Annotated in this window: 16 protein-coding genes; 9 read left to right on the top strand and 7 right to left on the bottom strand. The window is 44.4% G+C overall.

All coding sequences use genetic code 11. The annotated features are described in order from the left end of the window. Positions 1–10 precede the first annotated feature (10 nt). Together pfkB and fruB are read right to left on the bottom strand one after the other, a co-directional pair. The gene (gene pfkB / locus ACOSVQ_RS10255) at positions 11–973 is read right to left on the bottom strand and encodes a 1-phosphofructokinase (RefSeq protein WP_491982477.1); all 963 of its coding nucleotides are present in this window, start codon (positions 971–973) and stop codon (positions 11–13) included. A 10-nt stretch (positions 974–983) separates the two neighbouring features. Continuing rightward, the gene (fruB, locus tag ACOSVQ_RS10250; protein ID WP_491982476.1) at positions 984–2,123 is read right to left on the bottom strand and encodes a fused PTS fructose transporter subunit IIA/HPr protein; all 1,140 of its coding nucleotides are present in this window, start codon (positions 2,121–2,123) and stop codon (positions 984–986) included. 323 nt (positions 2,124–2,446) lie between these two features. Between fruB and cra the strand changes: the two genes are divergently transcribed. The 6 genes from cra to ACOSVQ_RS10220 all read left to right on the top strand — a co-directional run bounded on the left by cra (position 2,447) and on the right by ACOSVQ_RS10220 (position 11,560). Further along, positions 2,447–3,427: a catabolite repressor/activator gene (cra, locus tag ACOSVQ_RS10245; protein ID WP_491982475.1), complete on the top strand. Its 981-nt coding sequence runs from the start codon at positions 2,447–2,449 to the stop codon at positions 3,425–3,427. A gap of 201 nt (positions 3,428–3,628) precedes the next feature. Next, entirely contained in the window at positions 3,629–4,765 is a 1,137-nt protein-coding gene (locus ACOSVQ_RS10240; protein ID WP_491982474.1) for an exonuclease SbcCD subunit D, read from the top strand. A gap of 1 nt (position 4,766) precedes the next feature. After that, complete coding sequence (locus ACOSVQ_RS10235; RefSeq protein ID WP_491982473.1) at positions 4,767–7,808, top strand: AAA family ATPase; 3,042 nt, start codon at positions 4,767–4,769, stop codon at positions 7,806–7,808. Between the two features lie 183 nt (positions 7,809–7,991). After that, positions 7,992–10,496, top strand: coding sequence for a bifunctional diguanylate cyclase/phosphodiesterase (locus ACOSVQ_RS10230; protein WP_491982472.1), 2,505 nt, complete (start codon positions 7,992–7,994; stop codon positions 10,494–10,496). A gap of 99 nt (positions 10,497–10,595) precedes the next feature. After that, positions 10,596–11,009, top strand: coding sequence for an alternative ribosome rescue aminoacyl-tRNA hydrolase ArfB (gene arfB / locus ACOSVQ_RS10225; RefSeq protein WP_491982471.1), 414 nt, complete (start codon positions 10,596–10,598; stop codon positions 11,007–11,009). Positions 11,010–11,119: 110 nt separating this feature from the next. Then, positions 11,120–11,560, top strand: coding sequence for a universal stress protein (locus tag ACOSVQ_RS10220; protein WP_491982470.1), 441 nt, complete (start codon positions 11,120–11,122; stop codon positions 11,558–11,560). A 123-nt stretch (positions 11,561–11,683) separates the two neighbouring features. On the opposite strand, the gene ACOSVQ_RS10215 is transcribed toward ACOSVQ_RS10220, so the two are convergent. Then, entirely contained in the window at positions 11,684–13,312 is a 1,629-nt protein-coding gene (locus tag ACOSVQ_RS10215) for a DEAD/DEAH box helicase (protein WP_491982469.1), read from the bottom strand. Positions 13,313–13,547: 235 nt separating this feature from the next. Between ACOSVQ_RS10215 and ACOSVQ_RS10210 the strand changes: the two genes are divergently transcribed. After that, positions 13,548–14,510, top strand: a complete 963-nt coding sequence (locus ACOSVQ_RS10210; RefSeq protein ID WP_491982468.1) for a sensor domain-containing diguanylate cyclase — start codon at positions 13,548–13,550, stop codon at positions 14,508–14,510. An 8-nt stretch (positions 14,511–14,518) separates the two neighbouring features. On the opposite strand, the gene ACOSVQ_RS10205 is transcribed toward ACOSVQ_RS10210, so the two are convergent. Continuing rightward, entirely contained in the window at positions 14,519–15,481 is a 963-nt protein-coding gene (locus ACOSVQ_RS10205; protein ID WP_491982467.1) for a TDT family transporter, read from the bottom strand. Positions 15,482–15,684: 203 nt separating this feature from the next. Then, positions 15,685–17,082, bottom strand: coding sequence for a H(+)/Cl(-) exchange transporter ClcA (gene clcA / locus ACOSVQ_RS10200; RefSeq protein ID WP_491982466.1), 1,398 nt, complete (start codon positions 17,080–17,082; stop codon positions 15,685–15,687). Between the two features lie 517 nt (positions 17,083–17,599). Here clcA and ACOSVQ_RS10195 point away from each other — a divergent pair. Beyond that, positions 17,600–18,586 carry a CobW family GTP-binding protein gene (locus tag ACOSVQ_RS10195; protein WP_491982465.1) on the top strand — a complete coding sequence of 329 codons (987 nt, stop codon included), beginning with the start codon at positions 17,600–17,602 and terminating at the stop codon, positions 18,584–18,586. 57 nt (positions 18,587–18,643) lie between these two features. Here ACOSVQ_RS10195 and ylqF read toward each other — a convergent pair whose 3' ends face one another. Next, on the bottom strand, positions 18,644–19,588 hold the full coding sequence (ylqF, locus tag ACOSVQ_RS10190) for a ribosome biogenesis GTPase YlqF (RefSeq protein WP_491982464.1): 945 nt from the start codon (positions 19,586–19,588) through the stop codon (positions 18,644–18,646). Between the two features lie 158 nt (positions 19,589–19,746). Beyond that, positions 19,747–20,874 carry a pectate lyase gene (gene pelA, locus ACOSVQ_RS10185; protein WP_491982463.1) on the bottom strand — a complete coding sequence of 376 codons (1,128 nt, stop codon included), beginning with the start codon at positions 20,872–20,874 and terminating at the stop codon, positions 19,747–19,749. Between the two features lie 331 nt (positions 20,875–21,205). Between pelA and nirB the strand changes: the two genes are divergently transcribed. Continuing rightward, the gene (nirB, locus tag ACOSVQ_RS10180) at positions 21,206–23,770 is read left to right on the top strand and encodes a nitrite reductase large subunit NirB (protein ID WP_491982462.1); all 2,565 of its coding nucleotides are present in this window, start codon (positions 21,206–21,208) and stop codon (positions 23,768–23,770) included. The last annotated feature ends 2 nt before the right edge of the window (positions 23,771–23,772 follow it).

Genomic DNA, 23,772 nt, shown 5'->3' with positions numbered 1-23,772 from the left:
CCTTCTGTCCTTAATCGTTAGATACTGTAAAAGTATCAACTGGTTGTAATTGGATTTCTTTTTGTAGGGTGGTTAATTGAGTTTCTGAAGTCACACCCACACCAACCTGAGTCACCGCTAGGGCAGACAGGGCTGTTGCGAATGTGATTAAAGATTCTTTGTCCATGTTTTGCATATGTCCCCAACAAAGACCAGCAACTAGGGTGTCACCAGCACCGACGGTGCTAACAACTTCCATACGTGGTGGTTTTGCATGAAGCCATTGGCCTTGGTTTAGCCACATGGTTCCGTTGGCTCCCATTGAGACAACGATGTTCTCGATACCTTTCTCAGCCAGTTGCGCCGCAGCTGAACGACACTCTTCAGGCGTTGCTAACTCACGACCAACAAACTGAGACAGTTCTTCATCGTTTGGCTTAATCAGCCAAGGATGAGCATTTAAGCCTGCTGCAAGGGCATCGCGGCTGCTATCAAACAGAACGCGTTTACCAAGTGAATGCAGCTTTTCTATCCAAGACGCGCATAAGCTTGGAGAAACACCCGTTGGTAAGCTTCCAGCTAGCACGAAATAATCATGGTCTTGCGCAAGACGAAGCAGTGTCGCTTCAAACGCAGCAATATCTTGCTCGGTAACATTGATTCCAGGGAAATTGATGTCACTCACTTCACCATTAGCTTCAACAAGTTTGACGTTGATGCGGGTTGAACCCTGAATGCGGATGAACTCATCGCGCGCACCCATCTCTTCAAACAGTTGGCAGAACATCTCTTGGTTGTCTTTACCAAGGAAGCCCGTAACAGTCACTTCTGCGCCAAGGTCGCTCAGCACTTTTGCTACGTTGACACCTTTACCCGCTGCATGAAGTGAACCTTTCTTAACAAGGCTCACAGTGCCCACGTTCAGCGTCTCTAAGCTGCCAGTTAAATCGAGCGCAGGGTTCAGAGTTACGGTAACGACTTTTTTGGTTGTCATAAGTCGCTCCTTAACCTTCACCTAGACCTGCGTTGATCGCAGCGCCGATAGATTCCAGTGCTTTTGCAGCGTCAGGACCTTCGGCAGTGAACTGAAGCTGATGACCGTGCTTAACGCCTAATGCGATCACTTTCATCAAGCTCTTAGCGTTGACAGATTTTCCATCACCATCAAGGTTTGAAACCTTAATAGCGGATTCAAATTTCTTCGCTTCAGCAACCAACATAGCGCCTGGACGAGCATGCAAACCGTGAGAGTTTTTGATCTTAAATACCGCAACATTTTCACCCGCAGATTCAGCAGGCGCTTCTTCTTGCACTTCGTTACTGAATAGAGTAAGCAGTTGATCCACATTAGCTTTCAAAAATGCTTCCTGTTCGCCAGCGAATACTTTTTGCGACAGCGTGTTAAGCATGTTTTGGTGTGCATTGTTGCAAGCAGCGAAGGCAACAAGTGCTTTCACAGGCAGACCGTCATGCTCACAATGATTTGCTGTTGAAACGAAAGACATTCCTGTACGTTTCACTGCTTTATCGCTGCTCACTACCCATAGGCCTTTGCCTAGATGAGTCGGTTTTTTAGTGACTAAATCCGCAACGAATTCAGAATCCGCACAGCCTGTATTTTTTAATAGACCGCCAGCGACAGCGCTCATTTGCACCATGTCACTTGCAGGGAATAGTAGTTGGATAAGTGAAGCATCGAAATCCGCTTCGAACTGAACTTCACCATTGAGCAGAGCAATGATGTCATTCGCCGATTTAGCTTGTTTCAATTTCTCTTCTACACCATCAGCAGAAAGCACTTTTGTCAGTTGCTTTAGAATACCAAGGTGCTCATCAGATTTCGCCGCGATACCAATTGCAACATAAACCGTGTTGTCGTCGCCCCAGTTCACACCGTTAGGGAAATGGTGAACCGCAACGCCTGTTTGTTTAACGAGATCGCGTGTGTCTGTGGTGCCATGAGGAATAGCGATACCGTTACCCAAAAACGTAGAGTTTTGAGCTTCACGGTTCAGCATTCCTTCAACATAGCCACTATCGACTAAGCCTTTTTGAGTGAGGTCGGCAGCGATAGCGCGAATAGCGTCCAACTTGTTCGCGTGAGCTTGAGCAAGTTGAATGTTTTGAGTAGTTAATTGCAGCATTGTTTGCCCCTTCTTTTGTCGTAGTTCGACAAGATTATTTTTAATTCTTTTTTATTGTAGTTAACTTTTATCTAACATTAGCTGAAACGATTCAGCATTTAGTCCAAAAAAATTCAGCAAAGTTGCCAAATGGTTTTCAAATAGTCACTTGGAACGTCTACTGATTATTGAGAAATTACCGTAAACATTGACATTGGTATCAATTCCCAACTTTGCTGAATCCTTTCAGCTTTTATACTGAATCGATTCAGCGTATAATTCAACTCCAATGAGGATCGAAAAATTGTTTCTATGATCCGACGCACATAAATAGAGCAGTTGATATGACACTAGATGAAATCGCGAAATTAGCTGGAGTTTCGAAAACGACTGCAAGCTATGTGATCAATGGAAAAGCCCAAAAGTACCGCATTAGCGAAAAGACTCAGCAGAAAGTCATGGCTGTGGTCAATGAATACAACTATCGACCAGATCATGCGGCATCGGCATTAAGAGCGGGGAATAGTCGTTCGTTTGGTTTGATCATTCCAGATCTAGAGAACACCAGTTACGCCAGATTAGCTAAGCTTATCGAACAAAATTCTCGACAAGCGGGTTACCAGATTTTGATTGCCTGTTCTGATGATGATCCTGAAACTGAAATCAGTGCGGCAGAGGCATTGGTGTCACGTCGTATCGATGCGCTTTTTGTAGCGAGCTCGATTCCAAATGCCAGTGAGTATTACCTAAAAATGCAAAACTTAGGTACTCCGGTTATTGCGATTGACCGTCCGTTAGATGATGAATATTTTGCCTGCGTGATCAGCGAAGATTACGGGGCGGCTTATGACCTCACGTCCTCGCTATTAACAGAAGATGTAAAAACGGTCGGCTTAATTGGTGCGTTACCCGAGCTGAACATTTCTCAAGAGCGTCAACTTGGTTTTGAGTCTGCTGTGAAATCAAACCAACGCCAATTTATGCTGGGTTACGGCGAACACTTTAACCGTGAAGAAGGTCGCCGAGTGTTTGAACAGTGGGTGAAAAAGGAACGTCTGCCGGATGCGATTGTGGCAACCTCTTATACCTTGTTGGAAGGTATTTTAGATGTGCTGATGGAACATCCTGATCTTCTAAAGAACATTCGTTTAGCAACGTTTGGTGACAACCGCTTATTGGATTTCTTGCCAATCAAAATCAATTCATTACCGCAACAATTTGAAGTGATTGCTGATAGCGCTTTAGCGCTTGCACTTAATGCGTCAGCGAAGCGTTATCAGGCGGGTGTTGAGTTGGTTCCTCGTCGTTTAAAAGTCAGAGCTTAAACGCTCAACAAACAAGCTCATTAAACAGAGCTTAACAACCAAATCAGTTGGCTTGTTGCCCTTGGGTGTTACTCATTGAACACAAAGGGCAACGAATCCTGTATCAGCACTCACTCTTTGCCTTTTCAGCGTCGCATTTACTCATAAAACGGGTATCATATTTGGCAACTATTATAAAAGTGTTCGTTGCACAGGAAAGGCATGAAGTTTCTTCACACCTCAGATTGGCACCTTGGCCGTCAGTTTCATAACGTGTCGCTACTTGAAGATCAAAGACACGTTCTCTCTCAAATTGTTGATTACATCAAACAGAATCCAGTGGATGCTCTTGTGCTGGCGGGTGATGTTTACGATCGCTCCATACCACCGACGATGGCTATTGAATTGTTAGATGAAGTTGTCACGCAAATTTGCGGTGAGCTTGGTGTGCCTATGATTGTGATACCGGGCAACCACGACGGAGCCAAACGACTGGGTTTTGCTGCCAAGCAGATGAAGCAGTCTGGCTTGCACATCATTGCTGACTTTAAGCAGATGCTTGAGCCCGTTGTGCTTACTAGTGAACTGGCGGGTGAAGTTGCTTTTTATGGTATGCCTTATAACGATCCTGAACTTGTGCGCCATTATTATCAGACAGTCGTCAGCACTCACGATGAAGCTCATCAACATCTTTGTGGCTTAATTGTCGAGCAATTTCAATCGTCGCAACGAAATGTGCTTGTGAGCCACTGTTTTGTTGATGGTGCGATTGAATCTGAGTCAGAACGTCCACTTTCCATCGGGGGCTCAGACAGAGTCAGCCACGAACACTTTTTATCCTTCGATTATGTTGCCCTTGGTCATTTGCATCAGCCTCAGATGAAAGGCACTGATTACATCCGCTATTCAGGTTCATTGATGAAGTACAGCTTCAGTGAACAGCACCATAAGAAAGCAATGACGTTGGTTGAACTGAACAAAGATGGCTTCGTATCGGCAACTCAAGTTCCGCTTGATGCTCCTCATAACATGCGCATTGTGGAAGGCGAGTTAGAGCAGATTCTGCAACAGGGCAAAACAGACCCAAACAGCCACGACTATTTACTGGTTCGCCTGCAAGATAAACATGCCATTCTCGACCCAATGGAAAAGCTGCGAAAGGTTTACCCAAATGTTCTGCATCTTGAAAAACCGGGCATGCTGATTGGTGTGGATCAGGAAATGGGCAAAGCACGTCTGGCTCGCGGAGAAATGGACATGTTCAAAGATTTCTTCCTTGAAGCTAAGCAAGAATCATTAACCGAAGCACAAGAACAAGCCGTGAGTGCGGTTATCCAGTCATTGAAGCAAGGGGAATAAGATGCGCCCAGTCCGATTATCGATTCAGGCATTTGGTCCTTTTGCTGGCAAAGAGGTGGTGGATTTCACCAGCCTTGGTGCTTCACCATTGTTTCTCATTAATGGTCCAACAGGGGCTGGGAAAAGCTCGATTCTAGATGCGATTTGTTTTGCCTTGTACGGAGAAACAACGGGCAGCGAACGTACTGGCGATCAGATGCGTTGTGATTACGCGGATGCAGAACTGCTCACTGAAATAGAGTTTGAGTTTGAATTGGCAGGGCGAGTTTATCTCGTCACTCGCAGTCCAGATCAAGAAACGCTGAAAAAGCGTGGTGAAGGCACAACCAAGAAAACTCACTCAGCCACGCTGGTGGAACTGGTTAATGGTGAGCAGAAGTTGCTAGCGAACAGACCGAATCCCGTCGCCAAGGCTATGGTTGATTTGATTGGCTTGGATGTGAAGCAGTTCCGCCAGGTTATGGTGATTCCACAGGGTAAGTTTCGAGAGCTCTTGGTTGCGAACTCTAAAGAGCGTGAACAAATCTTTGGTCAGCTATTCCAAACGCAGATTTATACCCAGATTGAACGTGCGCTGTTTGATAAAGCTGCGGGTATTCGAAAAGAGAAAGACGAGTTTGATAACCAGATAAAAGGTGCATTGAATGTCGTTTCTGTCGCCTCTGAAGAAGAGTTAAAAGAAGAACAAACCAAGTTAGAACCAGAGTTGAAACAAGGTGAGCAGACTTATCAAACATTGCAACAGCAACTGGATGAAGCGAAGAAACTGCGCAACTTGGCGTTGGAGCTTAAGCAGAAATTTGCGCAAAAAGCTGAGTTTGAAAAAGCGGTTGCTGAACATCAGTCACAACTGGCTGGCATTGAACTACTGCGCCAGAAAAGAGTAAAAGCGAGAAAAGCGTTAGCGTTGGATTTGCCTTTCAATCAGTGGGTAAGTGCTACAAAGCAGTTTGAACAAACGACAAAAAGCGTTGCAGAAAAGCAGCAGCAAACTTCGCAAATCAAGCTTCAGTTTGAACAAAACGAAGCGGCTTGGAAACAAGCGGCTCAGCATGCGCAGAGTGTTCCAGAGCTGTCACAACAGCTCTATCAACTTGAAGAAATTGGCAAAAAGTACCGCGCCTTAGATGATAAACAAAAGGCACTCATCGTTGCTCAGCAGACTTTTACCAAAACGAGAATAGAGGAAGAGGAGCTTGAGAAGCAGCTAAAGGGATTAGATAGCGAGATTCAAGCCAAACGTGCGGAATACGAGCAAACCTCGCACGCAGTTTCGAGCTTAGATGCAAAACGTCTTTCTCTGGGGAACATTGCTGAGCAGATCAAGATTCGCCAAAACTGCAGCCAATTAAGTGAGCAGCAAATCAAGCTCAAACAGAATGTCATGGTGGCTGAAAACGCTTATAAAGAAGCGCAGCAAATGACAGCCAACGCTAAGCGTGAAGCCGATAAGCTAGAAATGATTTGGCACACCAACCAAGCCGCGGAGTTGGCTAAATCATTAAGCGAAGGTGATGCTTGTCCTGTATGTGGAAGCCTAGAACACCCGCATTTAGCGAACTTTACAGGTGATGTGGTTACTCGCGCTGATGTGAAAAATGCCCGCGATGAACAGCAACGCCGTGCGACAAATGAGCTGGAAGCGCTGAAGAATCATCAATCTTCGCTATCCAATCTTGCTCAGCTTGAACGTGAACTGAGCCAGTTGCTTGCTAAGATTACAGAGCAAGCGATAGCTGAACTCGCAGAGCTTGAGCAAACCAAGGTCGCGTTGGAAAAAGAGATCCAAACCCTTTCGCTAATGCAGCCACAAGTATTGAAATCTCAGTTAGAAACGCTGGAAGGACGTCTGCTACAAACCAAGGCTAACCTTGAAAAATCAATTGTGAGCACTGCAGAAAGCAAACATGCGGTGACCGTGCTGGAAACCGAAGTGGCTTCTTTGCGCGAAGGTATCTCGTCTGGGTTCGAAAACGTTGAACAAGTTAGAAGCCAATACGTAGCGGTGAAAAAGCAAATCGAAGATGTGCAAAAAGCGGAACAGAGTGCGCAGCAACAGTTTGCTGAAGTACAAAAGCAGCTTTCAGCGATTGAGTCATCATTGAGTGATGCACTCACTCTACAAAAGCAATGGTCACAAGAGAAAGAAGCTACCGAAAAAGTATGGTTGGACGCTTTGTCGGCGAGCGAATTTGAAAATCAAGAAGCTTATTTAAATGCTAAGTTGGTTGAATCCGCCATCGCTGAGCTTGAGTCTTCCATTCGTCAGTTCGAAGACCAAGGAGCATCACTCAAAACTCAGCTTGAATCGATCGACAGTGAACTAAAAGATAAGCAGTTACCTGAATTGGAACCGTTAGAGCAGGCATTGGCGACCAAACAACAAGAAGTTGACCAAGCATTGCAAACCTATACTCAGCTCCGCTCTCGAATGGATAGTCTAAATCAGGTTCAGCAGAAACTCACTGCTCTCTATGCCAAAAATGAAGAGCTGGAAAAAGCCTATCAAGTGTTTGGCACATTAAGTGATATTGCTACGGGTAAAACGGGAGCGAGAGTAAGTTTGCATCGTTTTGTGCTGGGTGTGCTTCTGGATGACGTCTTGATTCAGGCGTCGCAGCGATTACAACTGATGAGCAAAGGGCGCTACTTACTCAAGCGCAAAGAAGAACGTGCAAAAGGCAACAGTGGTTCAGGTCTCGATCTTATGGTGGAAGATGGCTACACAGGAAAATGGCGTGATGTAGCAACTCTATCCGGTGGTGAGTCGTTTATGGCGGCGCTTTCTCTCGCTCTGGGATTGTCAGATGTAGTGCAGTCGTACAGTGGGGGCATTCGCCTCGATACGCTGTTTATTGATGAAGGCTTTGGTAGCTTAGATCCAGAGTCACTCGATTTAGCTATACAAACTCTTATCGATCTACAGCAGGGCGGGCGAACCATAGGCATCATTTCCCACGTTAGTGAACTTAAAGAACAGATTTCACTACGGTTAGATGTAGAAGCATCTAGAACGGGCAGTTCGATAAAGTTGGTTGCCTAATCATAAGTCCCTCGAAGAAAGCGAGCTAAATTCAATTAGCTCGCTTTTTTGCATCTATAACGCCTTCATAATCATCAAATTGCTAATCTTCTTGCTTGAACTACCACTTTAGGCTTTTCGTCATTTGAAACTAGTCAAAATTGACTATTCTTATTGAGTAACCACATGCTTAAGTAGGAAGCGATGACGCCACTAAACGATAGAAAATTGCTGAATATTATTCGATATGCGCCAGCAGTGTTCATCACGCTATTTGCGATCGTGGTTAATGGCATTCTTATTCAAAGCAATCAAATGGAAGCGGAAGAAAAGATAGAGTTCATTCGTGAGAGTTTGATTGAGCAACAGAAGCAAATCGTCAAAGAACAACTTAGACAGATTTCTGATCAGATCGATCGGCAAAAAAGTCAGACGGTAAAAACCCTTCAACAGCAAATCTATGACCGTGTTTATGAAGCACACAAGATTGCGACCAATATCTACGAGCATCACCGCGACAAGCCAAAAGAAGAAGTGACCAAAATGATTACGGAGGCACTACGACCCATCCGTTTCAATCATGATCGAGGATACTTCTTTATTTATGACAGCGACGGAATCAATGTGATGCACAGTTTGTTTCCTCAGCTAGAGGGTCACTCCGTTTGGAACACCAAAGACGTTCGCGGAACTCTGATAGTTCAGGAACATATCGCCAGAATGAAGGCGGCAGGTGGGGAAGCTTTTTACCGCTGGTGGTACAGTAAGCCAGACGCCAATGCCAAAGATCAGTTTGAGAAGATTGGCTTTGCGAAGCTGTTTGAACCTTATGGCTGGTATATCGGCACGGGCGATTACATTGTTGATGTTGAATCGGACATCAAAGAACAGATTGTTGAATGGCTAAAACATTTCCGCTACGGCGACAACGATTACATTTTTATCATAGATGAACATAGAACCGTCATTTCTCACCCAGAACCTTGGATGGTGAGTACTCCAGTATCCGAAGAACTAGGCACGCAATTAGATGAGATTCGAGATAATCAATCAGAGCGTGCAGGCTTTACTCACTACATGGCGAAATACATGCCGGGAGCACCCAATGGTGGAGAGAAAATCAGTTATCTCAAGATGATCGATGGTTGGGATTGGACAATCGGTACAGGTTTTTATGTGCAACGTTTTGAAGCTTATCTTGCAGAGAATGTGCGAGCTTTAGAAGCAAGTAATAGAGCCGAACTAAGACGTGTACTGTTAGCAAGTTTGATTTCAACTTTAGTCATCATTGCTCTTTCGCTAAAGATGGGGCGCGTTATAGGTGTTCGTTTTAGTCGCTTTCAGGAACGTATAGGCAAAGATTTTGATGAGCTCAAGCAGATTAAAGACAAGCTCAAATATCTTGCAGAGCATGATTCATTAACAGACCTGCCAAACCGATTATTGCTTAATGGCATAATTCACAATGGTGTTGACTATGCACATCATAATCAATGTTGTGGAGCCGTGATGCTGCTCGATGTGGATGATTTTAAAAAGATTAATGATTTGCATGGTCACTCAGCGGGTGACAAGTTGCTTAAAACCATAAGCCGAAAATTTGAGAGTATTTTAGGCGCTCACGATACCGTGTCTCGTTTTGGTGGTGATGAATTTATCTTTTGCTTTCCAGATTTAGCTGATGATATGGCTGCTAGAGAGAAAGTCATTGAAATACAGCAAGTGTTTGAAGATAAGTTCATTATTGATGGCAAAGTTCTCACGACGAATTGCAGTATTGGTGTAGCTATATTCCCTCGCGATGATACTGACCCTGAAGCATTAATTCGTAAAGCAGATGTTGTTTTGTATAAATCCAAAGCGTTGAACAAAGGCAGCGCGATGTTTTACAACAAGGATATCAATGAAGAGATCCAACTTGATTACATGATTGAGGAAGAACTGAGAAAAGCACTTAAAGATGAAGAGATTAAAGTGCTTTATCAGCCACAAATTCAAGTCAAAACCGGCAAGCATGTTGGTGTTGAAGCGCTTGCTCGTTGGAACAGCAAACGCTTAGGACCCATTTCGCCGATCAAGTTTATCGCCGTCGCAGAAGAGATAGGTGTTATTCATGAACTTGGTTGTTTTGTTTTTCGCAAAGCATGTGAAGATATACTCTCCATCAGCCCTAATGGTACAGATGCGATCGGCATTTCAATTAATATCTCTCCGAAGCAGCTAATGGAGCCAAATTTCCCCGAAAAACTGGTCAAAATCGCGCAGATAGTCGGGATTGATATTTCTCGTGTAACGTTAGAGATTACCGAGAACGTTTTATTGGAAGATCTCAGTACAGTAGCGGAACGCCTCAATAGTATGAAGAGTTATGGCTTTGGACTCTCATTAGATGACTTTGGGACGGGTTACTCGTCACTCAGCTATTTGAACACGCTACCCATTACTGAGATTAAGATTGATCGCTCTTTTACCGACAAAATTCTAGAAAGCGATCAGACGCAAACGTTAGTAAAAGCGATTATCGCGATTGGCGATTCTTGTAACATGACTGTTGTTGCCGAAGGAGTTGAGACCATGGAGCAGTTTGAGGCTCTGTCAGATTATGGCTGCGATGTCGTGCAGGGTTACTATTTCGCGCCTCCTTTAACCATTGAATCGATCGGTGAGATTTTTTGCTCATCACTGCAATCTGGTTCTGAATCTAATTAACTCGCTACTTAGTTGACTAGCTAAAGCAACTCAATCCGTAGAAATAGATGCAGAAGTTCTTTAGAATGCCCGCTTGCTTTTATCTTTAAATGTACTGTGATGCTGAAAATCTCCAACACCGTTGAACTTGCCGATTGGGAAATAGAGCTCTCTGCCATTCGAGCAATGGGTAGTGGTGGGCAGAATGTGAATAAGGTTTCCAGCGCAATCCACCTTCGTTTTGATATCCAGCGTTCAACGTTGCCAGCAATCTACAAAGAAAAGTTACTTGCGCTCTCAGACAGCAGAATCACCAAAGAAGGGGTGATCATCATTAAAGCGCAGACTTTCCGTACTCAAGAACAAAACCGTGAAGATGCTCTAAACCGACTGCGAGAACTGATTATCGCCGCCATGGTTGTGGAGAAGAAACGTCGACCGACTAAGCCAACTCGCGCTTCTCAAGTGCGACGTGTTGAAGCAAAGAAAAGAAACGGTGCAAATAAGTCTCTCAGAGGAAAAGTTACCTATTAAGTTTTTGAACTTTCAGGGTAAATTAACTTTTAATCGTGTGATCTCAGTGACACCTTTTTTCTCAATAAAGACTATGCTCTCATCAGTTATATAGGCATAAGGGCACAGTTATGAAATACCAACATATCTTAGTCGCACTAGAGCTGACCGAAGAGAACAAAGCATTAATCAATAAAGCGGTTTCAATGGCGAATACTTTCGACGCTGACGTCTCATTTATTCATGTCGCGGGTGCGGTTGGTGAGGTGTATACCCAGTTAATTGATATTCAACAAGACCCAACTCAAAAGCCTCTTAATCAGCATTCCAATGAGCTTCTTCAAAGCTTCCAGAAATACACCAAGGAGCAATTTCCTGATTTTCCGATCAAACATTTCTGGGTAGGGACTGGCAGCTTGGGTAGCAAGCTTAAAAAAGTCATTGAACAGCATGATTATGATTTACTGATCTGCGGACATCATCATGACTTTTGGAGCAATATGGTTTCTTACTCTCGAGATCTTATCAACAAGTCATCGATTGATATTTTAGTCGTACCGATGGAATCTTAATGGTTCAAGCTAGCGTTAACTCAACTCATAGGGTGAGAGTGAGAAGATAGGATTGAAGAGTAAGGACGCGGAATGAAAAAGAGTGTGACTTTGCGGTCACACTCTTTTTTTTAGGAATCGATATTATGCCGATGGCTTACTATTGTTTTGACTGCGGTTCTGATTGCGACCTTGATTGCGGTTTGGGTTTGAATCGCGATTCGGCTTTCTGTTACCGCTTGGTTTGCTGTTTGCATTTGGCTTACCGCTTGTAGCCTGTTTGCCATTTGAGCCAGGTTTACCATTTCTGTTTGGTTTACCGTTGCCACCCGACTTGTTAGCCGTTGGCGTCTGGTCAGATTTTGCTTTGTCTGCAAATCCTTTAGCGCGATGTTTGTTTTCACCATTCGCTTTTGGCTTGCCGTGTTCTTTCGATTTAGCGTGCTCTTTTGGTTTAGAGTGTTCTTTTGATTTCGAGTGTTGTGTTGGCTTAGAGTGTGGCTTAGCCGCAGGTTTGTCCGCTTTTGAAGAACTTTGAGCAGAGTCAGCACCTTCTGCATTTGGCGCTTTAGGCTTCTTCGGTTTCTTAGGCTTTTTCGGCTTAATTGGGCGCGTGTCTAAAACAGACTCTGGCACTTTATTTGACGGTGCAAAACTTGCCAGTTCCTTACGTGGCAGCACTTGTTGGATTAGACGTTCAATAGCAAACAGCTCTGATGCTTCAAGTGCTGACACTAACGTAATGGCTTTACCCACTTCGCCAGCACGTCCTGTACGACCAATACGGTGAACATAATCTTCAGCTACTTTTGGTAATTCAAAGTTAACCACTTGCGGTAGCTGAGGGATGTCGATACCGCGTGCTGCAATATCAGTCGCAACTAAAACACGTACTTCACCAGATTTGAAATCGGCTAGGGCTTTGGTACGAGCGCTTTGACTTTTGTTACCGTGAATCGGTGCTGCAGTAATGCCTTCATCATTTAAGAAAGCCGACAGTTTGTTTGCGCCGTGCTTAGTTTTAGTAAACACCAGTACTTGTTGCCAGTTGCCATCTTTGATCAGTTTGACCAGCATAGGCGCTTTCTTCTTCACGTCTGCCGGGTAGATGCATTGCTCTACCGTTCTTGCTGTTGAGTTCGCAGGGCTTACTGAGATCTCAACAGGGTTATTCACCATGGTCTTAGCAAGTGCGCGAATTTCGTCAGAGAAGGTTGCTGAAAACAACAAGTTTTGGCGACGTTTTGGCAATAACTCTAGGATCTTACGGATATCACGGATGAAGCCCATATCAAGCATACGGTCAGCTTCGTCTAGAACTAGAACTTCCAGTTGGTCGAATTTCACTGCATTTTGGTTGTATAAATCCAGAAGACGACCCGGTGTTGCAACCAATACGTCAGCGCCTTTGCGCAGGCGCAGCATTTGCGGGTTAATCTTTACTCCACCGAACACTACTGCGCTAGAAAGTGACAGGTGACGGCTATAGGTATTGACGTTCTCTTCTACTTGAGCTGCAAGCTCGCGAGTTGGTGTTAAAACCAGAGCGCGAACTTGATTACCACGCACTTTTGGACCACGTGACAGTAGCTCGAGAATTGGCAGAGTAAAGCCTGCAGTTTTACCTGTACCTGTCTGCGCTGCTGCCATTACATCTTTGCCTTCTAATACAGCCGGAATCGCCTGCAGCTGGATAGGAGAAGGAGTGGTGTATCCTTTTTCTTCAATAGCTTTAAGGATTGGTGCAGATAGACCTAACGAGGTAAAACCCATATTTAATTCTCAGTAATTTACTTAATAACACTCACCACGGATAAAAGATCACCGCTGGCGAAAAGTGCGACATTCTGAGGCTTTCACACTACGGTGGCAACCGATAATTTCCATTTGGCATGTTTCTCAAACCAATGGAAATGATTAATTGCTACCAAATTATAATTTAAGCGTATTGATATGGTGCTAAACTAACCGCCTATAAATGTTAGACGCAATACAAGTACTAGAATTCATGGACGATTATTTAAAGCGAATTAATCAACTAGAGCAGCAAGTCGAAAAACTGACTCGTGAAAATCAGCGCTTGGATGAAAAGCTTAACGCTGCACTTGACGGAAATGGTCTCTGCTTGTGGGAAAATCATTTACCTACTGGCAAACTCACCATCTTTAATATGGAGTGGGGTAAGATGCTTGGCTTTCAACCACAAGAGTTGGAAGCGACCGTTGAAATTTGGAAGAGTCGCTTACATCCTGATGACTATGATTTGGCTGTAGGTGCATTTGAAGACCATGTTAGTGGCAAGGTGGACACGTATCAGGTGATTCATCGAATGATTCACAATGATGGCAGTACGAGCTGGGTATCTGATCGCGGACGTATTGTGGAATACGATGAACACGGTAAGCCTCTGCGAATGATGGGGACTCACATCGATATCACAAAGGAAAAGCGTTACGAACTTGAACTTGCAAGGCTGGCAACGTTAGATCCTTTAACCAACTTATTAAACCGCAAAGTGCTTGTTGAAAAGTGCGATGAAATTTGTAGCGGTATTTTGGAACAACCAGCATCTCTTATTTTTATTGATTTAGATAACTTCAAGACAGTCAACGATCACCTAGGGCATAAAGCGGGTGATGCGGTCTTAATGAAAGTAACGGATTGGCTAAAACAGTATGCGCCGAGTGAGTCAATTATCGCCCGTCTTGGCGGCGATGAGTTTGTGGTGCTGTGTGTTGATCACTCCAGAGATGTTATTAGCCGTTACATCGACCAATTGCTGACCAATGTTAGTGAACCTCTCAAGTTAGACAGCGGTTTAGCGCATATCGGTTTTAGTATTGGTGTTTGCGAATTTACAACGTCCAATTACACATTCGAAGAGCTGTACGAACTTGCTGATAAAGCCATGTATCAGGTCAAGCACAGTGGCAAAAATGGTGTAGCGTATATCAGCGCAGAAAAGGATTAGTTGGCTTATTAAGAAGAAGACTTGTTAGGGAAAAACTCTGGCCAATACATTCTGATGTACCCTGTAGACACCCAAATCACTAAGACCGTCGCAATCGTCAATTCCAAGAAACCAAAATTATGCAGCCAGTGCCAATGTGGGTAATCTGACTCGAAGAAGGTGGTTAATCTGTGCATTGCGATAGCACTGATCACTGAGGGGAAAGTGACGGCAGCGATAGAAGGTTGAAACTTCAAACGCAACAAACGTATGTAGCATAAGTAGATTAGCAGCGTCATGGTGATCGCGATGCCCGCTAAAGCGCCTGTTAGAATTGGATCTGGGTGCGGGAAGTTCACCAGATAAGTCGCAAGCGTTAGGTTAATTGGGGCTGCCATGATCGCAAGTGTAGGTCTAGCTCTGCGAGGCAGGGAACCAAAGAACACCAAGCGATAAAGCACAACGGGCAACAAAATGAAGTAAATCGCTACGCACACTTGCACCAGTGTTTCAGAGAACACGTTGTGCCCAAATTGTGTACCTGCCAGCGAACTACTGATCATTCCCACCGGATATAAGAACCAGCTTGGAACTATGTTGGATATTTTGAAGTTCATGAGCTGGAAGCCAAAGAACAAAACCATCATCGTAAAATGCAGCATTAGCGCTAATGCCCAAATAGGGTAAGCGATGAGCGGCGAGATAACTGCTAAATAGTCACACAATATCAACAAAGCCATACTCATTGGTGCCATAAGGCTTCCCGACAGAGGATGGCTGATATCAGCGATAAAGGTTTTGTAGCTGGTCAGGTATTTTGCGAGAACTGGTAGCAATAAGATTGCACCCAGAGCCGCTAAATAAGGACGAATAGTAAGACCGACGACTGGAAAATAGAGCGCCCACGCTTGACCCAAGCCAATCATGCCTAAAGCAAGGGCTGCTTGAGATGGGGGAACACCTTGTACTTGAAGAAACCTTTTCCAGTTCAACGAAAACTCCGCATTACATCGTCATACAGTGGTGTAATGAAGTACGAGTGTTCGAATTAAAGCAACACCGCTACCACTGGTTTGTGGGTGGCGATATTAACAAGTTTCCTCAGTGTCTGTACGACAATAATGTGTGCGATTGTCACAAAACACGCAGCAAATTAGTAACCTCTAACCGGTATGACTAAATTTTAATCCGCTTTTTACTCTTGCTGCGGTAGATCTTGCTGGCGAAGTTTTTCGTTCTTCAACGTACGATTAAGTAGTTGGCTGTAGATTGGTTGTCCGCCAAACATCTGAGCGAATATCACCGCACCTAATCCTGTAATAATCAGAGGAAGAATCAGGTTGTAGTTACCAGTCATTTCGATAACCAGCAAAATGCCAGTTATCGGCGCACGGACGGTTGCACAGAACAGCGCACCCATGCCGGCAATGGCAAACATTCCGGGTTCGATGTCCAACTCAGGGAAAATACTTTTCGCAATCAAACCAAAGGCATACCCAAATAGAGTACCGAGTGCCAACATAGGTGCGAAGATACCGCCGGGTGCTCCAGAACCAAAACAGACTACGGTTGTGAAAATACGACCGATGAAAAGCAGCAGTAGAACCGTTGCACTGTAATTACCATTAGTTACATCAGGAATAAAGTTGATACCACCGCCTGTCAGTTCGGGTACGTAGAGGAGTGTTAATCCAAAAAATCCACCAAGCAGAGAACCCGTAATCAAATAGCGTTTGCGTTGGTTCTTGTGGATACGGACGAAGATATCTTGAGACAAGGTGATCAGACGGTTGAATATCACACCGAAAACGCCAAACAACATACCTAAAAACAGGAATAAGCCGAGAGCTTTCAGTTCTGGAGCATCATACTCAGGCATCGTGATAACCGCTTCCTGACCGTTAATCATACGAAATACGATATTGGCGGATACCGCAGAAATAATGACCGCACGAATAGAGATAAGCGAGTAGCGAAATTGTGGACGCATCTCTTCTACGACAAACATAATGCCAGCAAGAGGAGCGTTAAATGCCGCCGCTAAACCACCTGCTGCACCAGAAGCGAGAAGAGAGTGGCGAGTATCCTCACTCTTGACTCTGAAGACATCAGAAATCATTCGTCCGATAGCGCCGCCCATTTGCACCGTAGGACCTTCACGTCCTAGTACCATACCTGAACCCAATGCACCCATTCCACCAAAGAACTTCACTGGAATAACGCGCCACCAACGTACAGGACGGATACCGTCCATCGCACCTTCGATTTCAGGAATACCAGAGCCAGCCGCTTCCGGAGCAAAACGGTGTACTAGGTAGTAACCGACAAACGCCAATGCCGCACTAATGATGATTGCGGCTAACCAAAGCGGAAGTAGGTTTCCAATCTCACTTTTTAACCATTCTGTGCGTGTTTCAGAGACGAAATGAACGGCTTTTTCAAAGTAAGTACCCACAATTCCAGCCAGTATCCCAACGGCGAGTGACAAAAACAGAACTGAGATCGGTGTTTTATCTTTAGAGAGAAATTGGTTGATAGCATCCTTTGGAACTTTTGCTAGAAAACTTTGCGTAAACTTCTCTCGGTTGGTCATTTAAAACGGGTCTCATTGTCGGCGTTATGTGAGGAGTGTCAGATTATACTTACCATTACAATCAACTATAGCTGTAAAGTTGCAAATTAGATTTTCATATATGATTTCTATATGAAAGAAGATGAATTTTGCCACTTTTCAAAAAGGTGATTTAGGTAAAAAAATTTGCCAATAATATTAGCTCGAAAACTTGTATTTCTTCGGAAATGAGCCATATTTAAATCGTAAGGCGTTTATCGATATTTCTTACGGAGGATGTGAAAAAAAGCCTTACTTACAATTTGGATGGAATCAAAATTCTAATCGATTAACCTCGTCATTGATTCAAGTGCATCTAACTAGAGATGATAGAATCCGCAGACTCACGATTGAGTAACGAGGAAATAAGGCGCGCTCCCGCAGTGCGCCTTTATGCATTCTGGCCTACCGCAATTCACGTTGTCATCTGTAACTCCACAAAGCGCGTATAGCAAGCTCTAAGCCTCCTATGTATACTCCTTGCAAAAGGAGTATCCCAATGACGAATAAAGTTCCAACTAATATCATTACGGGTTTTCTCGGTGTAGGGAAAACAACGACGATATTGAATCTTCTAAAGAACAAGCCAGAAAACGAAAAGTGGGCGGTTCTTGTTAATGAGTTTGGCGAAATTGGCATTGATGGCGCGATGATGTCAGATCAAGGTGCTTTGATTAAAGAAGTACCGGGTGGCTGCATGTGCTGTACGGCTGGTGTGCCTATGTCTGTTGGTATTAACGCTCTGCTGCGTCAGAAACCAGACCGCTTGATCATCGAACCAACGGGGTTGGGGCATCCAAAGCAAGTCATTGCGACGTTAACCTCAGATCAATACACGCCATATGTTGAACTTAAAGCGACGATTGGCTTGGTTGATCCTCGTAATTTAAGCATTGAGAAATACACCAGTAATCAAAACTTCAATGATCAACTGCAAACCGCAGATGTGATTATTGGCAACAAGGTAGATGAGTGTACGGCTCATGATATTGACGTATTCAATGACTGGGTAACTGACCAAACTCCAGCGAAAGTGTTCCATAAACTGGTAACTCTCGGTCAACTACCGATTGAAGTTTTGGATATTGAACGTGTTCACGGTGGGGCTTCTTCTCATATCGAATCTCACCATCACCACCACGCAGAAATGGAACCTGAGTTTCTGCTAAATCCAAACCAGCCTTTCGCGCGTAAAGAGAACAAAGGGCAGGGTTATTTCAGCTGTGGTTGGTTGTTTGGTGCAGAGTATCGTTTTAACTTTGATGAGCTTTTCTCATTGATTAGCGATCTAACCGCTGAGCGCGTAAAAGCTGTCGTGAATACTGACCAAGGTTGTTATGCCTTTAACTCGGCAAACGGTGTTGTGTCGGTGAATCAGCTGAGCTTAGAAGGTTTTGAGTCTCGCCTTGAAGTGATTGATTCACAGCTTATGCCTTGGGATCAACTAGAGAGTATTTTGCTGAAGTTAGCTGGAATAACTCAATAGGAATAGAAAGGGCGACATAACAGTCGCCCTTTTATCGCTTAAAACGGTGTGAGTGTCTTAGCGCTTATTACGCAGATAACGTTTACGACGCTCTTCTTTGTTTTTCGCTTTCTCTTCCGCTTTGCGAGCTTCTTCAACTTCGACCTCAATGAGCTCTTGAGTGATCATCTCTGGGTGCTCAAGAGTGATTTGCCCGATGATACCTTGGCGTAACTCATGCAGCAGAATTTCAGAAGCTTTGTGTAAATCAACACGACCGCCAGCACGTAGTGCGCCACGTTTACGACCAATTTCTTCCATCCATTCAAGGTCGGACTCTGGTGATTCGTTAATGTTGTAACGCGCTTTCAATAGCTCTGGGTAACGCTCAGCTAGGTACTCTACGGTGTAGAACGCCACTTCTTCGTATTCCATCGCGGTATCTTTAATGGCACCTGTCGCTGCTAAACGAAAACCACTGTGTGGGTTTTCCACTTTCGGCCATAAGATCCCTGGGGTATCTGAAAGCACAATACCGTTTTGCAGATTAATACGTTGCTGACGACGAGTAACCGCTGGCTGGTTACCGGTTTGAGCAATCGCACGACCCGCTAAACAGTTGATGATAGTTGATTTACCTACGTTCGGAATACCCATAATCATGGTGCGAACGTTCTTGCCTAATGCTTCACGGTTCGGTGCTAACTTGCGGCACAGCTCCATGATCTGCATAACTTCTTGTTGGTTCGAAGTGGTAATGGCAATCGCTTTAACGCCTTGCTCTTTTTCCAAGTGTTCAATCCATAGCTGAGTCATTTCAGGATCAGCCAAATCACGCTTGTTCAGTACCTTTACACAAGGCTTTTCTTTGCGAAGTTTCGAAATAATCGGGTTTTCGCTACTGAAAGGAATACGTGCATCCAACACTTCGATGATCACATCGACTTGTGGAATAATTTCTTCGATCTCCTTACGCGCTTTATGCATATGCCCAGGAAACCACTGAATGTTGTTGTTAACCATTTGAATTTATTGCCTTTAGTTTCATCTGGTATCTAGTCTACTAAACCGAAAACGTATGGACACAGATGATCATTGGTTAATTTGAATGGCGGCTATTGTACGCGAGATTGCCTGATGTATCCAATGTGTAGGTTATTGGTTACAGCTAGACATATTCACTATTCATCCCACTTCTCTCGCCAAGCCGGAAACTCTTGTTCAATCAGCTTGGTTGCGTAGTAACCATACCAGCCGTAACCTGTGCGACGTTCTCGGCTTAAATCTTGGTAATTCGAGGTGATGACGCCTTCTCGCGTGCAGAAAATTGGCTTTTGTTTCTCAAGGTCGTAATAGCGAGCCCAAATTGGTTTGGCGGCTTTCTGCTCAACGACTTGATAATCATAGTCGCTCCAGTGCCATGCAAATTGTGTGGCTGGCGCGGATATCTTTTCTAGCTTGATACCTTGGATTTTGACTGCATAAAGCCAATGTACTGCGGAAGTGATGGCGAGTTGAATATCTGCCGAGGGGTTGTCTATCGACATTAGAAAACGCGCCACGCCAACGCTCTCACTGCTGCTTAATGCTGGCGGTTCAAAGCTTCTAGCCCAAATAGGCTTTAGGGTTTGGTGATCGTATTGCTGCGCCCATGCCGTCAGTGTTCCATCAATCCTTACTTGTGTTTTTAAAATGCATTCAATGCCTTTTTCATAGGCGTATTTCGTCTGAGACAGTAATTGGTCATCGACAAAACTGTAACGCTGGCGGTTGGTGATGACGGATTTCAGTGTTTTTAAAACGCCAACCATAACATCATCGTTATAGGTAACGGCATCAATATCGTAGCCGCGCCAGCCTCCGGATTCTCTCTGCTCAGCAATCATATATTGGATTCCGCGTATGGCGGAATCAGCATATTTTTGTTGTTGAGTCTGCTGATGAACTTTCGCTAAATATTCCACCTGAGACCAAGTAGTGCGATTGTCTAAAGTACTTCTACCTTGCTGCAATTGATTCAACTCATTGCCATCGTAGATACGCAGCCAGTCTTTATTCTTCGCCCAACCGCCATCACTTCTCTGTCCGGCAACTAAGTTATCAGCGATAGCAATGATTTGTTGTGGTTGAAAAACATCATACGGTGGTTGTTCATGCTCGAACTTCATCCGCGCATGATGAATGGAATCAGAAAAGTCGCTCAATGAAATAGCTTGCCACTCTTGGCTTGGTTTGTTGGCACAAGCATTGATAAACAGTAGTGACGGCAAGAAACAGAAAAGGAGTTTCGCCGTTTGAAGTTGAAGCATCGTTAAGCAATCAATAAGGATGAATTGGCTGGAATTGTAAGTTGAATGGCAAAGTACGACTGAGAATTAGATTGAAAAATCGAATCGTGATTTTTTGAAAAGTGGGATTGAGAAAAATCTGACTAGCATACTGGCTGTTTTCTTAATGTTACTTCGTTGGGTGCATCTGGTTAAAAACACACCATCGAAAAGTATCCTTTCCATGCAATCTATTGATAAAACACATACCACTTTAGGGTAGTTTAAAAACTGAATTGACCTACATCATGTAATATTTCGAGTAAAAAAATAAAACTTCTCTTAGTTAAGAACCTAACCCTTAGGAATTACAATGAGCAAGTTGAAGCTAGTCGTCATCGGTAACGGAATGGTTGGTCACCGTTACATCGAAGATTTAGTCGAGAAAACCGATGTCTCGCAAATGGATATCACTGTTTTCTGTGAAGAACCTCGAGCAGCATACGACCGTGTGCATTTGTCCTCGTACTTTTCACATCACACTGCGGATGAGCTTTCTTTAGTTAAAGAAGGTTTTTATGAAAAGCACGGCATCAACATCCTTCTTGGCGAACGTGCAATTAACGTTAACCGTGAAAATCGCGTTGTGTATTCAAGCACAGGTCGTGAGATTCAATACGACAAGCTGATCCTTGCTACTGGCTCATTCCCATTTGTTCCTCCTATTAAAGGTCATGAAAGCAAAGACTGCTTTGTTTACCGCACAATTGAAGATTTGAAAGCAATCGAAGCTTGCGCAAAGAAAAGTAAGTCAGGTGTTGTAATCGGTGGCGGTTTGCTAGGTCTTGAAGCTGCGGGCGCTCTAAAGGCGTTGGGCGTACAAACTCACGTAGTGGAGTTCGCACCTAAATTGATGGCAGAACAATTAGATTTGGCTGGTGGTAACCAGTTACGCCAGAAAATCGAACGCATGGGCGTGCATGTTCACACCAGCAAAAACACGCTTGAGATTGTTCCAGAAGGTACAAGCGCTCGTAACGTGATGCGTTTTGCTGACGGAACAGAGCTTGAAACCGACTTCATTGTGTTCTCGGCTGGTATTCGCCCACAGGACAAACTTGCGCGCCAAATGAATCTGGATATCGCCCCTCGTGGTGGTGTAGCGATTAACGACCACTGTCAAACTTCAGATGAGAACATTTACGCGATTGGTGAATGTGCTTCTTGGAATGAAATGTTCTTTGGTCTTGTGGCTCCGGGCTACAAGATGGCAACAGTCGCGGTTGACCATCTGCTTGGTAAAACGGAAAGCAAATTCGAAGGCGCAGACATGTCTGCAAAACTGAAATTGCTTGGCGTAAAAGTGGGTTCAATTGGTGATGCGAATGGTCGCACTGAAGGTTGTAAGAGCTACGTTTACCAAAACGAAGAGCAAGAAGTTTACAAACGTCTGATTGTATCGAATGACAACAAGAAACTGCTTGGCGCAGTGCTTGTAGGAGATACCTCAGATTACGGTGATCTGCTTCAGCTAATGCTCAATGAAATTGACCTACCTGAACACCCAGATGCGTTGATTTTGCCAGCCCATGCTGGCGCAGAAAAACCATCTCTTGGAGCGGATGCGCTGCCTGAAAGCGCAGTAATCTGTTCATGCTTTGATGTGACCAAAGGCAAGATCGCCAAAGCGGTTGCGGATGGTCATCACACACTTGCAGATATCAAAGCCGTAACGGGAGCTGGCACTGGTTGTGGTGGTTGTATTCCACTGGTGACTTCTGTTCTAAACGCAGAGCTTGCGAAATCAGGTATCGAAGTGAAAAGCGATGTGTGTGAGCACTTTGCTTATTCTCGCCAAGAGCTATTCCATCTAATTCGTATCGAAGAGATCAAAACCTTCGATGAGCTACTAGCAAAATACGGCAAAGGCTACGGTTGTGAAGTGTGTAAACCACTAGCTGGTTCTATTTTGGCTTCATGCTGGGGTGAACACATTCTAAAACCTCAGTTAGTGAAACTGCATGACACCAATGACAACTTCCTAGGTAACATTCAGAAAGATGGTACTTATTCAGTTATTCCGCGTATGGCGGGTGGTGAAGTAACACCGCAAGCGTTAGGCGCTCTGGCTGCGGTCGCTGAAGAATATAAGCTATACACCAAAGTGACAGGGGCTCAACGTATTGGTCTGTTTGGCGCGCAAAAAGATGACCTACCTGAAATCTGGCGCAAGCTGATTGATGCTGGTTTTGAAACTGGTCAAGCGTACGCCAAAGCACTTCGCATGGCGAAGACTTGTGTGGGCTCTACTTGGTGTCGTTACGGTGTTCAAGACTCAGTCGGTTTAGGTTCAATGATCGAAAACCGTTACAAAGGCATTCGTACTCCTCACAAGATGAAGTTCGGTGTGTCTGGCTGTACTCGTGAATGTGCTGAAGCTCAAGGTAAAGACTTAGGCATCATTGCAACAGATGCAGGCTGGAACATGTACGTGTGTGGTAACGGTGGTATGAAACCTCGCCATGCGGATCTTCTGGCAAGCGATCTGGATAAAGAAACACTCATCAAATACATCGACCGTTTCATGATGTTCTACATTCGTACGGCTGCGCCACTTCAACGCACTTCAGTATGGTTAGAAAACATGGAAGGCGGTGTTGATTATCTGCGCCAAGTGATTGTTGAAGACAAACTAGGCATTAACGCTCAACTAGAAACTGACGTCGCGAAGCTAGTGGATGAGTATGAGTGTGAGTGGACAGCGACTATCAACGACGAATCACAACTGACTCGTTTTGCTCATTTCATCAACTCAGACAAACGTGATGAAAACGTCGTGTTTGTACCTGAGAGAGCGCAACACCGCCCTGCAACGTTCACGGAAAAACATCCTGAAATGAAAGGCGACATCTTACACGTAGCGGCAACTGAAGCATAAGG

Source organism: Vibrio sp. HM8-C (assembly GCF_058630515.1).
Note: the sequence above shows the minus strand (reverse complement) of the source record. Positions and strands in the feature narration are given on the sequence as shown.